Source organism: Kroppenstedtia guangzhouensis (genome assembly GCF_014637345.1).
GTDB classification, from domain to species: Bacteria; Bacillota; Bacilli; order Thermoactinomycetales; family DSM-45169; genus Kroppenstedtia; species Kroppenstedtia guangzhouensis.
The window spans coordinates 198,029-215,424 of record NZ_BMEX01000005.1; the positions used below are offsets into that span (position 1 = coordinate 198,029).

Below are 17,396 nucleotides of genomic sequence, written 5' to 3' on the forward strand. Positions count from 1 at the left end.
TTATATTCACAATCCGATGTCTGTTTTCCTTCTATTCTCGACTGAAAAAGCTGTCAAGGACCCCTTTTCGAAAAGAAGCAATTACGGACAGAACCCCTGTTTCGTGTTCTTTCGCCCCTTTCATAAATGAATCAAAATCACTTTCTTTCCATTTAATAAAAACAAAAAAACGCGCCGGGTGGCGCGATGAAAAATGACGGATGATGAAGGATGATTACACCCGATCAGACATGGGCCCTTTGTTTCGCTTTCAATGATGCCGCCACAAATTCCCGGAACAGGGGTTGGGGACGGTCCGGCCGGGAAGTGAATTCGGGATGGAACTGACAGCCGACAAACCAAGGGTGATCCTTCAGTTCCACGATCTCCACCAGACGTCCGTCCGGTGAGGTGCCGGAGAATACATAGCCTGCTTCCATCATCTGCTCCCGGTATTCATTGTTGAATTCATAGCGGTGTCGATGCCGTTCATACGCCAATCCATTCCCGTAAGCCTCTTGGGCCCGGGTACCGGGTTTCAGTTTGCAGGGATAAAGGCCGAGTCGCATCGTTCCGCCCAAATCCTCGATTTCCTTCTGTTCCGGGAGCAAATCGATCAGCGGATGAGGGGTTTCCGGATCGATCTCGGAGCTGTTGGCCCCCTTCAAACCCAGTATATGACGAGCCCCTTCGATACAGGCCATCTGCATACCCAGGCAGATTCCGAACATGGGAATCTTACGTTCCCGGGCATAACGGATCGCCGCAATCTTCCCTTCGATGCCCCGGTCGCCAAAACCGCCCGGCACCAGAATGCCGTCAGCCTCCATCAGAAGCTCATGGACATTTTCAGATGTCACCTCTTCAGAATTGATCCAGAGGATCTCCACTTCGGTATCATTGGCAAACCCGGCGTGATTCAAGGCTTCAACCACACTCATATAAGCATCCCGCAAGGCCACATACTTGCCCACCACGGCGATTTTCAAGCGATGGCTCAGATTTTTCACCTTTTCGACGAGGGCGATCCAATCCGTCATATCGGCTTCCTTGCAATCCAGCCCCAGGTGACGAACCACAATCCGATCCAATCCTTCGGCTTGTACCATCAGGGGCACTTCGTACAATGTATCTGCATCCAGCGTCTCAATCACCGCTTCACGGTCAATATCACAAAAAAGGGCGATCTTCTGCTTCATCTCCTCGGAAAGGGGACGTCCGGCCCGGCAAACGATCACATGGGGTTGAATTCCGATACTTCTCAGCTCTTTTACACTGTGCTGCGTCGGTTTAGTCTTCAGCTCACCGGTGGCTGAGAGTTCGGGAATCAATGTACAATGGATATACATGACATGTTCCCGACCGACTTCGCTTTTGATCTGGCGAATGGCCTCCAAGAAAGGGAGACTCTCGATATCCCCCACGGTCCCACCGATCTCGGTGATCACGACATCGGGATGGGTCTCACGGGCCGCCCGGAACACCCGGTCTTTGATCTCATTGGTGATGTGGGGAATCACTTGCACCGTCCCACCGAGATAGTCCCCCCGCCGTTCTTTGTTGATCACGGCAGAATAGATTTTTCCGGTGGTCACATTGCTGTTTTTGGACAGATTGATGTCAATGAACCGTTCATAGTGACCCAGATCAAGATCAGTCTCCGCTCCGTCGTCAGTGACGAAGACCTCTCCGTGTTGATAAGGGCTCATGGTTCCGGGGTCCACGTTGATATAAGGATCAAATTTTTGAATGGTAACACTCAAACCACGGTTTTTCAGCAACCGCCCCAGTGAAGCCGCAGTAATCCCTTTTCCCAGGGATGATACCACGCCGCCGGTTACAAAAATAAACTTCGTCATCGATCCGCCCTCCTCCGGTTATCGTTCCCAGAATGCTTCCAGAAATTAAAAAAAAGCGCCTCCCTGTGCTTGGGGGGCACTTTACGCGCAAAAGGCTTATTCAGCGGCAACAGCCGCTCAGCTGTTAAAGGTAAAACAAAATTTAGCCCATATGCTACTTTACTGCTGAGGTCCCGCTTTGTCAAGATCCCTCTTCTTCCTTGTCCAGGGTGGCATCATCAAACTCCCTGTCGTCAAAATCCCCGCCAAAATCCTCATCCCCGTCGGTGTCCGCCTCTTCCAGATCCGGATCCTCCTCATCGAACGGATCTTCTTCCAACTCGTCTGAGTCATCCTCTTTGACATTCTGGGCGACGGCGGCGTCAGTGGCCTGTTCCGTGGGATACCATCGTTTCAATCCCCACAGACTTTTACCGACACAGATAAAGCGGCCATCGATATTGATTTCCGTATACAGTTGGGCGATCAAGCTTCGGGTTTCCTCCTCTGAAAACCCTTTCAACCCGGCAACCTCCCCCATGATCTCCCGATATAACATCGGTTCACCTTTTTCCCGCAATATATGATAAGCAATGTCGACCATGGCGGTCTCCCGGATGTCTTCTTCATTCAACTCTGCCAGGTTCATCCGTCACGCACTTCCTTCCTTTAAAAAGTCCAGAAATGTTGTGATTTAATACTTTCTTTGAACGGTTGGGATAAGGTTTCACATTTCGCTCAGACGTTCTGACAATCCGACGCTCCATGTAACCCCCACCCTGTGACATCTTTTTCACAACACTTCTGGGGAACTCCGCAATCTCTTGTTTACCGTATGTCTATTTTAACCAAAACCTTTGCGAAGTCAACTGATGCGGGAGAACCCGATCAGATTCCCTGTGCCGATATAAAAAAAGCCGGCCCGCCGGCCGGCAGAGAACGGATACTGTCCCAGATCACATATTGCGACGGTATTCACCGCCGATTTCAAAAAGGGCGTCTGTGATCTGCCCCAGGCTGGCATGGCGAACGGTATGCATCAATTCCGCAAACAGATTGCCATTCTCCCGGGCTGTCTGTTTCAGTCGGTCGAGGGCCGCTTTAGCCTCTTCCCGATGAGCTTCCTGGAATTCGCGCAGGTTTTGGATCTGAGTCTGTTTTTCTTCGGGGGTGGCCCGTGTCAGCTTCACTTCCGGTTCCGCTTCGTCCCCTTCTTTGAGGAAAGTGTTCACTCCGATGATCGGCAGTTCCCCGGAGTGCTTCTTGGTCTCGTAGTCAAGGGACTCCTCTTGGATCTTTCCCCGCTGATACTGGGTTTCCATCGCCCCGAGGACGCCTCCCCGATCGCTGATCCGATCAAATTCCGACAATACCGCTTCCTCCACCAGGTCCGTCAGCTCTTCGATAATGAAGGAACCCTGAAGCGGATTTTCATTCTTGGCGAGGCCCAGTTCCTTGGTGATAATCATCTGGATGGCCATAGCCCGTCGTACCGATTCTTCGGTCGGTGTGGTAATCGCTTCATCATAAGCGTTGGTGTGCAGGGAATTGCACTGGTCATAGATGGCCATCAAAGCTTGGAGAGTGGTCCGGATATCGTTAAAGTCGATTTCCTGAGCGTGCAGGCTGCGGCCAGAGGTTTGAATGTGGTATTTCAACTTTTGGCTTCGCTCACCGGCCCCGTAAAGCCTTTTCATCGCCACTGCCCAGATGCGGCGGGCCACCCGACCGATCACAGAGTACTCCGCATCCAACCCATTGCTGAAAAAGAAGGAGAGGTTGGGAGCAAACTGATCGATGTCCATTCCCCGGGAAAGATAATACTCCACATAGGTGAAAGCATTGGCCAGAGTGAAAGCCAACTGCGAAATCGGATTGGCCCCCGCCTCGGCGATGTGGTAACCGCTGATGCTGACAGAGTAATAGTTTCGCACCCGGTTGGCAATGAAGTATTCCTGGATATCTCCCATCATCTTCAGAGCAAACTCGGTGGAGAAGATACAGGTGTTTTGTCCCTGGTCCTCTTTCAGGATATCCGCCTGTACCGTGCCCCGGACCGTGGACAGGGCCCGGGCCCGGATCTCCTCCTGTTCCTCCGGCTTGGGTTCCCGCCCCTTCTGTTCCCGGAATTTGTCAATCTGCTGATCGATGGCCGTATTGAGGAACATGGCAAGAATGATCGGGGCAGGTCCGTTAATCGTCATGGAGACACTGGTGTTGGGAGCACACAGGTCAAAACCGGCGTACAGCTTTTTCATGTCCTCCAGGGTACAGACACTGACCCCGCTCTCCCCGATTTTCCCATAGATGTCCGGCCGTTCATCGGGATCCCTTCCATACAGTGTCACCGAATCAAAAGCAGTGGACAACCGTTTGGCCGTCTCCCCTTCGGAAAGGTAGTGGAAGCGGCGATTGGTCCGCTCCGGGGTCCCTTCGCCGGCAAACATTCGTTTGGGATCTTCATCCGTCCGTTTGAAGGGAAACACTCCCGCCGTGAAGGGGAATCGTCCCGGTACGTTCTCCAGCATCCCCCATCGCACCAGCTCGCCCCGATCCTCAAACTTGGGCAACGACACTTTGGGAATACGGGTTCCGGACAAAGTTTCCGTGAACAGGGGAGTGCGGATCTCCCGGTCCCGGATGGTCACCTTATATTCATCCTGTCGATAGGCTTCCTTCAGCTTGGGCCACTCTTCGAGAAACCGCTTCGCTTCGGGGTCCATCCCCACTTCCACTTTCTCTTTGACCCGATGCAACCTCTCCGAGAGTCCTTCTGCTTCCTCCTCGTACTCCGCAAGGGTTTCCAGGCTTCCTTCCAACTGATGGGCTTTCCGTGCCAGCCGGCTTTGTTCTTCCACGTGCTTCCGATATTTTCGGACCGTGTTGGATATATCCCTCAGGTAATGACTCCGTTCCGGCGGGATGATATGGATGTCTCCTTGCCGGTCTGTGCCCGGCTCCCAACCGAATTTCCAATCCAAAGACATCTTCTCCGTCAACCGATCCATCAGTGCCCGGTAAAACCGGTTGGTACCGGGATCGTTGTATCGGCTGGCCATCGTACCGAAGACGGGAACCTCTTCGTCAGGGGCATCAAAAAGTTCGTGGTTGCGACGATACTGTTTTTTCACATCCCGCAGAGCATCTTTGGAGCCTTTGCGGTCAAATTTGTTGATCACGACCAAATCGGCATAATCCAGCATTTCAATCTTCTCCAGTTGGGAGGGAGCCCCAAATTCCGATGTCATCACATAGACGGACAAGTCGCTCACATCGACTACATCGGCATTCCCCTGACCGATTCCGCTGGTTTCCAGAAAAACGATGTCAAAACCGGATCGTTTCAATACAGACAATGCTTCTTGAGTGGCTCCGGAGAGCTCCGACCGGTTTTTCCGGGTGGCCAGACTCCGCATGTAAACCCGAGGATGGTGCACAGCATTCATTCGGATTCGATCTCCGAGCAGCCCCCCGCCAGTTTTCTGCTTGGAGGGATCGATGGACAGAACGGCCACTTTTTTATCAGGAAAGTCCGCCAGAAACCGCCGCACCAGTTCGTCGGTCAAGGAGCTCTTTCCGGCGCCGCCGGTACCGGTGAGACCGACCACAGGCACTTTGTATCCGGAATCCTCTCCTTTTCCTGCAGTGGGTGGCTGCTGCCCGGAAGGGTTTCCATCTGACTTCTCCAAAACATCCTTCTCAGCCAGGGTGATCAGACGAGCGATCGCTCGGTGATCCCCTTTCTCCGCGGCTTCCCTCTCCCAGGACTCCTGTTCCACTGTGGGAAAATCACAGGCTTTCATCATATGGTTGATGATTCCCTGCAGGCCCAAGTTTCGCCCGTCTTCCGGAGAGAACACTTTAACCACACCATAAGCTTCCAATTCGCGGATTTCCCGGGGAACAATCACCCCGCCTCCTCCTGCGAACACTCGGATGTGACCGGCTCCTCTTTCTTTCAGCCGATCGATCATATATTTGAAGAATTCCATATGTCCCCCCTGATAAGAGGAGACGGCGATCCCCTGAACATCTTCCTGGATGGCGGCATCGACGATCAGGTCCACGGACCTGTCGTGCCCCAGATGAATCACTTCCGCACCGCTCGCCTGCAAAAGCCTTCGGAACAGATTGATCGCGGCATCATGACCATCAAAGAGACTGGCCGCAGTCACAAACCGAACGGGATTTCGCGGTTGATACACCTCTGTTGACATGTCACTTCCCTCCCGTTTTCGGATGGATGCATTGATTAAGCAACAGGGCTGTCTGGTGACGGGTGTACTCTTCCAGAGTGTAAAGCCCCTTCAAGGCCCATCTGCGAAAGGTCCACATCTGACCCAGAACCATGATGTTATGAGCCATCAGCTTCACTACCGAGGGATCCAGTGTCAGGGTCCCGTCCCGGATGCCCCTTTGCAAAATTTCTTCAAACAAAGATGTGATCTCTTCTTCTTTTTTCAAGACATAGGACATGGCCTCTCCGGGCAGTGATTTGGTCTCCTGGTAAATGAGGAGAACATCATCGCTCATTTCCGCCATCACGCGAAAATGCTGGGCAATGGCCTTCGTGAGTCCTTCCCTGCCGCTTCCCGTTTCCGCAAGGGCTGATTTCAGTCGGGATTCCAATTCGGAATGGATATGGTCGCACACCAGGTAAAGAACGTCCTCTTTGCTTTGAATATATTCGTACATGGTGCCGATGGAAAGACCGCACTCCCGGGCGATCTCGCGGGTGGTGGTCCTGTGAAACCCCTTTCGGACAAACAGGTCGCAAGCTCCCCGGATAATCTGTTGCCGACGTTTTTCAACCAGTTGCCGGTTTTTGACCACGGAAGGAATCCTTTTCGAATCCCGGCTCATGTTCCCCCTCCTTCCGGGTTTCCCCCGACCAGGCGGTCCAGCCATTTTCGCGCCACCCGGCGGGGACTTTCCTGTCGAATCTGCATCCGATCCAAATCTCTTTGAAAGGCGGATGTGTTCATTTCCCTCAACAGGTGAGTGCGCATCGCTTCTTCGATGATGGTTTCCAATTCCCGGCGGAGATGGGTGCGGCGCTGATCCTCCCACTGCCCGCTCTCCTGAAGGAATTGTCGGTGTTTTTGAAGGCCGGACCACAGCTCGTCAATCCCCCGCCCGGTTTTCCCTTCCGTTCGGAGAATGGGAGGGATCCAGTCTCCCTCTTCTTTGACCAGACTCAACATCTCTTCGATATCCCGGACCAATCGGGCCGCTCCCTCCCGATCCGCCTTGTTGACAACGAAAAGATCCGCTGTCTCCATGATCCCGGCCTTAAACACCTGAACCGCATCTCCGCTGCCGGGAGTCAGCACAAGAGCAACGGTGTCGGCCAGATGCATGATCTCCACTTCGGATTGGCCCACGCCCACGGTTTCGATGACAATCACCTCAAACCCGGCGGCATCCAAAACGCGGGCCGCTTCCCGGGTGGCGCGGGCGAGGCCGCCAAGGTTCCCCCGGCTGCCCATACTCCGGATAAAGACTCCGGAATCCAGGGCGTGACGCCCCATCCGGACGCGATCTCCCAGGATGGCACCACCGGTGAAGGGACTGGTGGGGTCGACGGCAAGGACACCAACCCTGTATCCTTCCCCCCTCAAATGGGTGATCAGCCGGTCCGTCAGGGTGCTCTTACCTGCTCCGGGAGCTCCCGTCAACCCCACCAGAAAGGCGCGACCGGTCCGGGGATACAACTCTTCCAACAAGGCTTCCCCACGGGAGTCCCCGGATTCGAGACAGGAGATCGCCCGGGCGATCATCCGGTTATCGCCATTTTGAATCTGATCAGCCCATTGTCGGATCCCATCCTCCTCATACTCCCGGAAAAAGGTCATTCTTTCATCAAGTGGTTGGCGATGACCACCCGCTGAATCTCATTGGTCCCTTCATAGATCTGGGTGATTTTTGCATCCCTCATGAAACGCTCCACCGGATATTCACGGGTGTAACCGTACCCACCGAACACCTGAACCGCTTCGGTGGTTACTTGCATGGCGATATCACCGGCATACAATTTGGCCATGGCCGAAGCCTTTCCATAGGGGAGACCCTCGCTTTCCAACCAGGCCGCCTGATAAGTGAGAAGCCGGGCTGCTTCAATCTGGGTCGCCATATCCGCAAGCTTGAACTGGATCGCCTGCAGCTTTCCGATCGGCTTACCAAACTGTTTTCGCTCCTTGGCATAAGCGGTGGCAGCATCCAGTGCTCCCTGGGCGATTCCGACGGCTTGGGCGGCGATCCCATTACGGCCTCCGTCCAAAGTCATCATGGCGATCTTAAAGCCCTGACCTTCCTCCCCGAGACGGTTCTCCACGGGAATCCGGCAGTCCTCAAAGATGATTTCCGTGGTTGGAGAGGAACGAATCCCCAGTTTTTGTTCCTTCTTTCCGATGGAAAAGCCCGGGGTGTCCTTTTCCACGATAAAGGCAGTGACTCCATGGTGTTTCTTCTCCGGATCGGTCACAGCGAAGACCACATAAATCTCCGCTTCCCCACCGTTGGTGATAAAGATCTTGTTTCCGTTAAGAATATAAGCATCCCCGTCCCGGACCGCCGTCGTCCGCATGCCCGCCGCATCTGATCCGGAACCCGGTTCGGTCAGGCCATATGCCCCCAATTGGCTCCCTTCCGCCAACGGGCGGAGAAAACGCTCTTTTTGTTCTGGAGTTCCAAATTTATAAATCGGCCAGCTTGCCAGGGACAGGTGGGCTGACAAGGTCACTCCGGTGGAGGCGCACACCCGGGACAGTTCCTCCACGGCGATCACATAACTGAGGAAGTCGGAACCTACACCCCCTAAGTCTTCCGGCCACGGAATTCCCGTCATACCCAACTGGCCCATCTGATCGAAGATCGAACGATCAAAGCGCTCTTGCTCATCCCGCTCCGCTGCGGTGGGGGCCACTTCTTTCTCTGCGAACTCCCGGACCATCTTCCGCATCATCTCATGTTCCTCATTTAATCGGAACTGCATGGTGGTGATCCTCCCTTTTACTCTCTTTATCATACGATGTCAACATGGGATTCACTCAAAATTCAACCCTTCAGCAACTCCCCGGCAATCACGATCCGCTGGATTTCATTGGTTCCTTCATAGATTTGAGTGATCTTGGCATCCCTAAACAATCGTTCCACCGGATATTCCCGGGTGTAGCCATAACCGCCGAACACCTGGACCGCTTCGATGGTCGCCTTCATCGCCGTATCTGAGGCAAACATTTTGGCCATCGAGGACTCTTTCCGACAGGGACGACCCTCCTGATAAAGATTTGCCGCCCGATAAATCAGCAGGCGGGCCGCCTCCACCTCGGTGGCGATGTCCGCCAATTTGAACTGGATCGCCTGAAGCTTTCCGATCGGCTTCCCGAACTGATGACGCTCCTTGGCATAAGCGGCTGCCGCTTCCAGAGCCGATGTCGCAATACCCAAAGCTTGTGCACCGATGCCGATCCGGCCACCAGCCAGATTGGACAAAGCGATCTCATATCCCTGACCCTCACGCCCCAGTCGGTTTTCCACCGGAATCTCCGCCGACTCAAAGATAAGCTCGCAGGTGTTGGATCCCCCCAGTCCCATCTTTTTCTCTTTTTTACCGATGATGAATCCAGGGGTGTCCTTCTCCACGATAAATGCGGAGATCCCTTTGGGACCTTGATCGGGATCGGTGACGGCGAAGGTGATATAGGTATCCGCAGCCTCGGCATTGGTGATAAAGATCTTGCTCCCATCCAGGATGTACCGATCCTTTTTTCTCACCGCCCGGGTCCGGATCGCGGAGGCATCGGAGCCCGCATGGGGTTCCGTCAGGGCAAAGGCACCCAGGTACTCCCCCCGGGACAAGCGGGATACATACTTCTTCTTTTGCGCCTCCGTCCCGTAGCGGAGGATGGGAAAGGTACCCACTGAAGTGTGTACGGCCAGGATCACACCTGCAGCCGCACTCACTTTGGAGATCTCTTCAAGGGCCAGGATATAGCTGATAAAATCAGCCCCCGCTCCTCCCCATTTTTCGGGAATCGGGATCCCCATCAATCCCAGCTCCCCTATTTTTCGGACCAACTCTCTTGGAAACCGGTCCTCCCTGTCCATCGAAGGAATCCAGGGGGGAATTTCGGTGCGGGCAAAATCCCGCACCATCTTCCGCATCATTTCCTGTTCTTCCGTGAACCGGAGATCCATAATTCAAACCTCCCCGTAACCACTCTGGGTGTCAGGATTCATAGGTATAAAAGCCTCGTCCCGTTTTCCGGCCGAGCCAGCCTGCTTTCACATACTTCCGTAACAAGGGGCAGGGACGGTATTTGGAGTCCCCGAAACCTTCATAAAGGGTTTCCATGATATACAGGCAGGTGTCCAACCCGATAAAGTCCGCCAAAGTGAGAGGACCCATGGGATGATTCATGCCCAACTTCATCACCTGATCCACCGCTTCCGGCTCGGCCACACCTTCATAGACGGTGTAAATCGCCTCATTGATCATCGGCATCAGGATCCGGTTGGCAACAAATCCGGGAAAATCATTCACTTCCACCGGAGTTTTCCCCATCTGGCGAGCCAGTTGTTCCACTGCATCAAACACTTCATCGGCAGTGGCCAAGCCCCGGATCACTTCCACCAGTTTCATCACCGGCACCGGGTTCATAAAGTGCATTCCAATCACACGCTCCGGACGACGGGTGACAGCGGCGATCTCGGTAATGGGCAGGGAGGAAGTGTTGGTGGCGAGAATTCCGTGAGCGGGGGCATAGCGATCCAAATGTCGGAACAGGTCGGTCTTCACTTCCATATTCTCAACAGCGGCCTCCACCACGATATCCGCCTCGGATGCGGCTTCTTCCAAACTAGTGGTGACCCGGATCCGCCCCAAAGCCTCCGCCTTCTCCGCATCACTCATCCTCCCTTTCTCCACGCTCCGGGACAGGTTTTTCTCAATTCCCTTCAATCCCTTTTGGACAATCTCTTCCTTCAAATCGTGCAGACAGACCACCAGTCCGGACTGAGCCGCCGTCTGGGCGATCCCGCTGCCCATCTGACCCGCACCGATCACGGTGAATTTTCGGATGTTCAAAGCATATCCCCCTCCTGTGGGTTGTAGTGATTCCGCGGGAGGCGAAAGTCCCCCGCGGAGAGAACCATCTCAATGTAATGCTTGTGGGTGACTGGTAAATAATTGCTAAAAATTGCGACGACCCTACATTTTCCTGTTTTCGCACTTCCGGTAAACATGCTGACAAAGGACTGGGGCCAGGCCGGTCGGGATTGGGTTTCACATGACCTTTTCGTTGTTCTTACGATCCAAAATCACTCCATGTGAAACCCAACCAACCCTCCCTCCGATGTTTTCACAACTCTAGATGTAACCGACTTTCCTTTAGGCGCTTGAATTACAAGACACGCCCTTATCCCTAACCACCCCGTCTGCCTCCGGAACCAATCGGTTCAATCGACCCGGATCAGAACCGCGTCACCCTGGGCGGCGCCGCTGCAGATGCCGGCAACTCCCAATCCACCCCCGCGCCGTTGCAGTTCGTGAATCAGGGTGAGGATGATCCGGGCACCGCTGGCTCCGATCGGATGACCGAGAGCGATCGCACCTCCGTTCACATTCACCTTCTTTTCGTCCCAACCGAGGATCTTACCATTCGCCAGAGCGACGGCGGCAAACGCCTCGTTCACTTCAAACAGATCGATGCTCTCCAGGGTGAGATCGTGTTTCTTCAAGAGTTTCTGAATGGCATAGGCCGGAGTGACAGGAAAATAACGGGCCTCCATCCCCACTGCCGCATGCCCGAGGATGCGGGCGATGGGCCGAATCCCCAGCTCTTCCGCCTTGTCGGTGGAGGAGAGCACCAGAGCACAGGCCCCATCGTTCACTCCGGGAGCGTTCCCCGCGGTCACTGTGCCATCTTTGAGAAAGACCGGCTTCAGGCCTTCCAGTTTTTCCAGGGAGGTGTCCCGGCGGGGTGCTTCATCGGTGTCCACCCATGTCTCCCCTTTCCTCCCTTTCACCTTCACGGGCACAATCTCTTCCGCCATCTTGCCGGAGTCAATGGCTGCAGTGGCCAGTTGATGACTGCGAAGAGCCCATCTGTCCTGTTGTTCCCGGGAGACCTCGTATTCGGCAGCCACATTGCTTCCGTGCACCACCATGTGTACCCCATCAAAGGCACACCAGAGACCATCGTGGATCATGAGATCAACCACTTTCCCATCTCCCATCCGCTGACCCCAGCGGCTGCCGGGAAGCAAGTACGGGGCATTGGACATACTCTCCATTCCACCCGCCACGATCACTTCCGCATCTCCCGAGCGGATGATCTGGTCCGCCAAAGTGGCGCTCCGCATTCCTGAGGCACAAACCTTGTTGATCGTTTCCGTTCCCACTTCCCAGGGAAGTTCTGCTTTTCGGGCCGCCTGGCGGGAGGGGATCTGACCTTGCCCCCCCTGTAAAACCATGCCCATGATCACTTCCTCCACCGCTTCATCGGGAACTCCCGAGCGATCCAGGGCACCCCGGATTGCGATCCCCCCCAAATCCACTGCAGCAACATCCTTCAATGTACCGCCAAACCGGCCAAAAGGGGTACGGGCCCCCCCGAGCACAACTGTTTCCCTCATGTCAGCACCTCCATGAAATCCGTTCATCCAACTGAGCGCTCGTTCGGAATCGGGTCAGAAAAACGCTTCCAATATCAAGATTACTCTGTTTCTTCCACCTTGGCAACGCTCTTTTCCCGACTGGAAAAAAATGCAACCCCCCCGTTCCGAGTAAAAAAGGCATCCTGGCCATCGACGGACCCTTGAAACCACAAGATGTTCTGTTTTCCATATCCGGGACGTTGCCCAGATGATGCTTTACAGTCCTGACGACGAGCCTGAAAATCCCTCTCCCTTCCACCGGAGGCGGAAGGAACCTCTCCCGGATCGCTCCAAGGCCTTTCGTGATCAGTTGCCGATAGGCCTGCTTGATCTCCCCAGGGGTCGCCTTTGGATTTACCCCATAAAATGGAATAACAATCTTTCATACAATGTTCCTTTGATGGAGATGCGAAAATCCTCCTTCCCATGACCGGGAAGACACAGCTTCCACAGCGTATGAAATTGCCCCTTTACAAAAAGATTTTCCCTCCAATAAAACAGACCCGGGGGAAATCCCCCCCCCGGGTGATTCATGATCAGTGATTTAACTTGCTGAGCGGCTCAGGGTTCCCATAACTGTCAAACTTCCTGAAATGCCAAAGGCAGTCGGTATGGAACCCTCGGAATCCGTCTCCAGCGATTCAGTGGACTTCTTCGGCAACTGGGGCCAGCTGTTTCCCGAAATCGACGGACATCGCCAACACCTCGGCCACATCCATGGTTCTTACGTTGTCTTCCACCTCTTTGGCTTTGGTTCCATCGCTCATCATGGTCAGACAATAAGGACATGCACTTCCGATCAGTGTGGGGTTGACAGCAAGGGCTTGTTCCGTTCGGGCGGTATTGACCCGAACCCCGGACTGTTCCTCCAGCCACATCATTCCCCCGCCGGCACCGCAACACATCCCGTTCTCCCGGTTCCGCTCCATTTCGACAAGCTCCACTCCCGGGATGGACTGGAAGATAAATCGGGGAGCATCGTACTCGTCGTTGTACCGGCCCAGGTAACAAGAATCATGATACGTGACCCGTTCCTTCACTTCCTTCACCGGTTTCAGCCGTCCTTCTTTGAGCAACTCCGCCAACAGCTGCGTATGGTGGTAAACTTCCACCCCTTCCAGACCGAAATCCGGATATTCGTTTTTAAACACATTATAAGCGTGGGGGTCAGCGGTCACAATCTTCTTCACATTGTATTTTTGGAATTGAGCGATGTTATCCATGGCCAGTTGCTGGAACAGAAACTCATTTCCCATACGACGGGCGGTATCTCCGGAGTTTTTCTCTTTTTTACCCAGTATGGCAAATTTGACTCCGGCATGGTTGAGCAGTTTCACGAGAGATTGCATCACCTTTTGGCTCCGGTTGTCATAGGAACCCATGGAGCCGACAAAGAGCAGATATTCAAAGTCTTTCTGCTCCTTCACTGTGGGGGCTTGGATTCCTTCTTCAAGATCTTCCCGCCATTTCTCCCGGTCCTTTTTGCTGAGTCCCCAGGGATTTCCCTGGCGCTCAATGTTTTGGAAGGTGCGGGTGGCTTCCGCCGGCATCTTCCCTTGCGTCATCACCAGATGACGACGCATGTCGATGATCTTGCTCACGTGCTCATTGGAAACCGGACAGGCATCTTCACAGTTGCGGCAGGTGGTGCAGGCCCACAATTCTTCTTCCGTGATCACATCCCCGATCAGATCGACGGGATAATCGTAGCTCCCGCCCTCTTCCTTGGTTACTGCCACCTCCGTGGCAGCATTGGCTCCACTGAAAGCATAAGCTGGCATCCAAGGACTCTTGGAGGTGATGGCAGCCCCTTTCTCCGTCAGATGATCCCGCATCTTGACCAAAAGGTCCATCGGGGAAAGCATCTTTCCCGTCCCGGAGGCGGGACAGACGTTGGTACAACGGCCGCACTCCACACAAGCGTAAAGGTCGATCAGATCCTTTTGGTCAAACTGCTCGATTTTGTTGACCCCGTACTCTGTCAAGGATTCATCTTCAAAATCGATCGGTTTCAGCTTCCCTGGCGGCTTCTGACGCTTGAGGAACCAGTTGATCGGTGCCACGAGCAAGTGAAAATGCTTCGATTGGGGCACGTAGACAAGAAAGGCAAGCACATCAAGGGTGTGAATCCACCAAAAGATATAGAACATCACGATGGCCGCCGTCGGCGTCATCCAGGAGAAAGCTGCGGCAATCACGGAAGAAACCGGTGTCGACCAAGCTGGCAACGGCTCCGTCAACCCCCACAGATGTTCGAAAGCGGCAGAAAAGAGAATCGAGGTCATCAAAACAGTCAGAAAGATAACCACCAAGCCAGATTTAAAACCGCGTTTGAGACGGGGCAACTTCTCGATGAAGCGCCGGTAGAAGGAATACAGGGTGGCCAGGAGCACGGTGAACACCGTGATCTCCTGGATCAGTGTGAACACCGGATAGGCGGGCAAGGGTAAATGCTTCCCTGGAAACAGTCCTTTGATAAAAAGGTCAATCGCCCCGAACTGAATAATGATAAAACCATAAAAGAGGATGATGTGCATCAATCCGCTTTTGGGATCTTTCATCAGTTTTTTCTGCCCAAAGACATTGACCAGGAGCTGATTCATCCGATACTTCAGATCCGCGGAGAAATCCGCCGATTTTCCCAGTCGGACATACATATAACGGGAATAGACAACCTTGGCAAACAGGTAAAACGCATACCCGAAAACCGCGAGAAACGCGATCAGGTTGATGATTTCCAACAAGGACACGTCAATCCACTCCTTTGCTCGAGAATCAGCCACGGGGGAATATTCGTACAGTTGACACCGGTTACACTCCGGTCTGACCACATCACTTGGATCGGATATCCAACTTTTTTCTTAATCTCATTGTAGCATAAAATGAGTGGTCATTCATTCATTTTTTCTTCCGGTTCAAATCTCCGCATTTCATCTTACCCGCAGGAAGAAAATATGTCGAGACACCCCGCCGATGTGGGGGATCTCTTGGATATTCCAAAAAAAGAGCCCGTCGATCAACAGACCCTTTTGATCCATGACTGATGAGCAGAGAAGTCCCCTTCCCCGGACCTTCCGCGAAACAGGATGCTTCCATCCCTTTCCCGCTGTCTCTGATCCATCGGATACCGTCATGGTTACACCTCTTCAATCAGAAAAATGATCGGGAGGAAGGGGAGTAACCGGCCGGTGAAGGCAAATGTCACAATCCGGACTACCACAACTTCCCTCCAACCATTCATTGCAAACGAGACAGCAACAAGCCACATACTCCTCGGAAAAAACAGAGGGCGTCCCGCAATTGGAACAGTAATCTTCAGTGATCACCCCGCGGATGGAGTAACCCTCATACAAGACTCGGTTCCCCTGTTCACGGAGCAAACCTCTCTTGTTCCACCCCTGCACAACACTCCCTCCTTTTCACCTCCGATTCCCGTGGAAAAGTCCTTCTGAAAAAACAGTCAAAGGGTTATAAGTTTTATCCTGTACCCATTGTACAGAATCTTGAGCGAAACCGAAAAGAACAAACTTCACTTTAATGAACCCCAAACCATTCCGGACACGTCAGGGGACCTTGCCAATGAAACTCCTCCCCCCGCTTCTTTTCACCCCGGTAATCACAGAGGAACCCGGGTCCCACCGTGATCTCCAGATTCCAGTGATTCCACAATTCCGCTGTATATTCATGGAAACCTGAGTCAACCTTTGCTGAACCCCCGAAATCATCCGCCAAAACCTGTGCATAGGTCTCACCCACTTGCACCGCTTCGAAATGTGGAACCTTTCGGGTCGTGCTGATCTTAACTTTGACATTCTTCTTATCGTGATCCACTTCCACATGATAACTTTCCAAAAGATGATAAGATTTCAGGGCCAGTTCCGCCTGCTCCAAAGCCCTGTCGGATATCATCGGTTTCTCCGATTCCGGAGATTTACCCGCCTCCATGTATCCCAGAAAACCTGAATAAGTCAGAAGGGACAAAAGGGCAAGCCCTCCCAGACTCAGTACAGCCTTTTTATATCTCCCTCTGGCTTTGACCATCTCATAAACCACAAAGAAAGTGGGGAAGAAAAGGAGAAGAACCGCAGTGTTGTTGAAAAACCAAAGCAGGACCCAGCAGGTGAAAAAACCTGGCACCCAATGAATGAGAAAAGAACCCGCCATTGCCGCAGCTTTTTTCCAACCCTTTTTTCCGCCTTGAATCCGGTTTGTTACGGGCACATATTCCAAGAACTCATCGTACCGGTTAAAAACATGTCTCTACCGCCATCCCGACTGCAAACACAGCCATCGTCCACATCATCGCTCGGATGCGCAATCGACTCCCTCACTCTCCAATTTATAGATCCGCGCTTCCACCTCAAATTTCGGAAGTGGGTCTCATTTTACTCTAAAATCGTCGATACCGGAACTACTGCAGGGACCTAAAGACATTGTGAAAAAACCCGTCAGAGGGAGGATTGGACTTCACATGGAACGGTATCGGATCACCGGTACAAATGAAGTGGAATGTGAAACCTATTCCCAACTCGGAAACACTATATTAACAGAACTTCTGGTACTGCTTTGAGTGTTGATGAATTTTACTCAAGAAAACGTCGAATATTGTCCCAAATCAATTGAAAACAGACCGTGACTCTGCATTTGGAGCTCGCTCCACACCCACAATACAGACTATGTTCGACATCGATTGACACTCTTTAAGTAAGGCTCAAGGTAGTACTAGGGTGAGTCCGATAATTCAAGATTCTGTGATGCAGGCAGAGACTGGTGTGACCGGGGAGAGCCTTACCACTCAGGGGGCACCGGTCTCGCCTGGGGGGCGCTTCCGCTCCCCGATATCTCATGATGCACTTTCTGCAAGAGATCGGATACAGTCAGACAGCTGGATCCCCAACAATGGATAGATCAGCACTCCCA

Annotated in this window: 13 protein-coding genes; all 13 read right to left on the reverse strand. The window is 53.2% G+C overall.

The features are described 5' to 3' along the window. Positions 1-224 precede the first annotated feature (224 nt). Complete coding sequence (gene pyrG / locus IEV46_RS09300; protein WP_188432298.1) at positions 225-1,838, reverse strand: CTP synthase; 1,614 nt, start codon at positions 1,836-1,838, stop codon at positions 225-227. A gap of 181 nt (positions 1,839-2,019) precedes the next feature. After that, the gene (gene rpoE / locus IEV46_RS09305; RefSeq protein WP_188432300.1) at positions 2,020-2,466 is read right to left on the reverse strand and encodes a DNA-directed RNA polymerase subunit delta; all 447 of its coding nucleotides are present in this window, start codon (positions 2,464-2,466) and stop codon (positions 2,020-2,022) included. 307 nt (positions 2,467-2,773) lie between these two features. Next, positions 2,774-6,034, reverse strand: coding sequence for a fused isobutyryl-CoA mutase/GTPase IcmF (icmF, locus tag IEV46_RS09310; RefSeq protein ID WP_188432302.1), 3,261 nt, complete (start codon positions 6,032-6,034; stop codon positions 2,774-2,776). Between the two features lies 1 nt (position 6,035). Then, positions 6,036-6,680, reverse strand: coding sequence for a TetR/AcrR family transcriptional regulator (locus IEV46_RS09315; RefSeq protein WP_188432304.1), 645 nt, complete (start codon positions 6,678-6,680; stop codon positions 6,036-6,038). Next, positions 6,677-7,672 (reverse strand): methylmalonyl Co-A mutase-associated GTPase MeaB, encoded by a 996-nt coding sequence (gene meaB / locus IEV46_RS09320; protein ID WP_188432306.1) that lies wholly within the window; start codon positions 7,670-7,672, stop codon positions 6,677-6,679. The genes IEV46_RS09315 and meaB overlap by 4 nt, the downstream gene beginning before the upstream one ends. Next, the gene (locus tag IEV46_RS09325) at positions 7,669-8,811 is read right to left on the reverse strand and encodes an acyl-CoA dehydrogenase (protein WP_188432308.1); all 1,143 of its coding nucleotides are present in this window, start codon (positions 8,809-8,811) and stop codon (positions 7,669-7,671) included. Before IEV46_RS09325 ends, meaB begins: the two co-directional genes overlap by 4 nt. A 62-nt stretch (positions 8,812-8,873) precedes the next feature. After that, positions 8,874-10,016 carry an acyl-CoA dehydrogenase gene (locus IEV46_RS09330; RefSeq protein WP_188432310.1) on the reverse strand — a complete coding sequence of 381 codons (1,143 nt, stop codon included), beginning with the start codon at positions 10,014-10,016 and terminating at the stop codon, positions 8,874-8,876. A 31-nt stretch (positions 10,017-10,047) separates the two neighbouring features. Further along, positions 10,048-10,905, reverse strand: a complete 858-nt coding sequence (locus tag IEV46_RS09335; protein ID WP_188432312.1) for a 3-hydroxybutyryl-CoA dehydrogenase — start codon at positions 10,903-10,905, stop codon at positions 10,048-10,050. Positions 10,906-11,276: 371 nt separating this feature from the next. Next, positions 11,277-12,455 (reverse strand): acetyl-CoA C-acetyltransferase, encoded by a 1,179-nt coding sequence (locus IEV46_RS09340; RefSeq protein WP_188432314.1) that lies wholly within the window; start codon positions 12,453-12,455, stop codon positions 11,277-11,279. A 662-nt stretch (positions 12,456-13,117) separates the two neighbouring features. Further along, on the reverse strand, positions 13,118-15,226 hold the full coding sequence (locus IEV46_RS09345; protein WP_188432316.1) for a (Fe-S)-binding protein: 2,109 nt from the start codon (positions 15,224-15,226) through the stop codon (positions 13,118-13,120). Positions 15,227-15,406: 180 nt separating this feature from the next. Beyond that, entirely contained in the window at positions 15,407-15,610 is a 204-nt protein-coding gene (locus IEV46_RS09350; RefSeq protein WP_188432318.1) for a hypothetical protein, read from the reverse strand. 12 nt (positions 15,611-15,622) lie between these two features. Beyond that, positions 15,623-15,880, reverse strand: coding sequence for a hypothetical protein (locus tag IEV46_RS09355; RefSeq protein ID WP_188432320.1), 258 nt, complete (start codon positions 15,878-15,880; stop codon positions 15,623-15,625). Between the two features lie 130 nt (positions 15,881-16,010). Further along, positions 16,011-16,697: a hypothetical protein gene (locus IEV46_RS09360; RefSeq protein WP_188432322.1), complete on the reverse strand. Its 687-nt coding sequence runs from the start codon at positions 16,695-16,697 to the stop codon at positions 16,011-16,013. Between the last annotated feature and the right edge of the window lie 699 nt (positions 16,698-17,396).

Excerpts from the sequence above, each read along its gene's own strand:
- pyrG (WP_188432298.1), bottom strand. The coding sequence starts at position 1,838 with ATGACGAAGTTTATTTTTGTAACCGGCGGCGTGGTATCATCCCTGGGA.
- rpoE (WP_188432300.1), bottom strand. The coding sequence starts at position 2,466 with ATGAACCTGGCAGAGTTGAATGAAGAAGACATCCGGGAGACCGCCATG.
- icmF (WP_188432302.1), bottom strand. The coding sequence starts at position 6,034 with ATGTCAACAGAGGTGTATCAACCGCGAAATCCCGTTCGGTTTGTGACT.
- IEV46_RS09315 (WP_188432304.1), bottom strand. The coding sequence starts at position 6,680 with ATGAGCCGGGATTCGAAAAGGATTCCTTCCGTGGTCAAAAACCGGCAA.
- meaB (WP_188432306.1), bottom strand. The coding sequence starts at position 7,672 with ATGACCTTTTTCCGGGAGTATGAGGAGGATGGGATCCGACAATGGGCT.
- IEV46_RS09325 (WP_188432308.1), bottom strand. The coding sequence starts at position 8,811 with ATGCAGTTCCGATTAAATGAGGAACATGAGATGATGCGGAAGATGGTC.
- IEV46_RS09330 (WP_188432310.1), bottom strand. The coding sequence starts at position 10,016 with ATGGATCTCCGGTTCACGGAAGAACAGGAAATGATGCGGAAGATGGTG.
- IEV46_RS09340 (WP_188432314.1), bottom strand. The coding sequence starts at position 12,455 with ATGAGGGAAACAGTTGTGCTCGGGGGGGCCCGTACCCCTTTTGGCCGG.
- IEV46_RS09350 (WP_188432318.1), bottom strand. The coding sequence starts at position 15,610 with ATGACGGTATCCGATGGATCAGAGACAGCGGGAAAGGGATGGAAGCAT.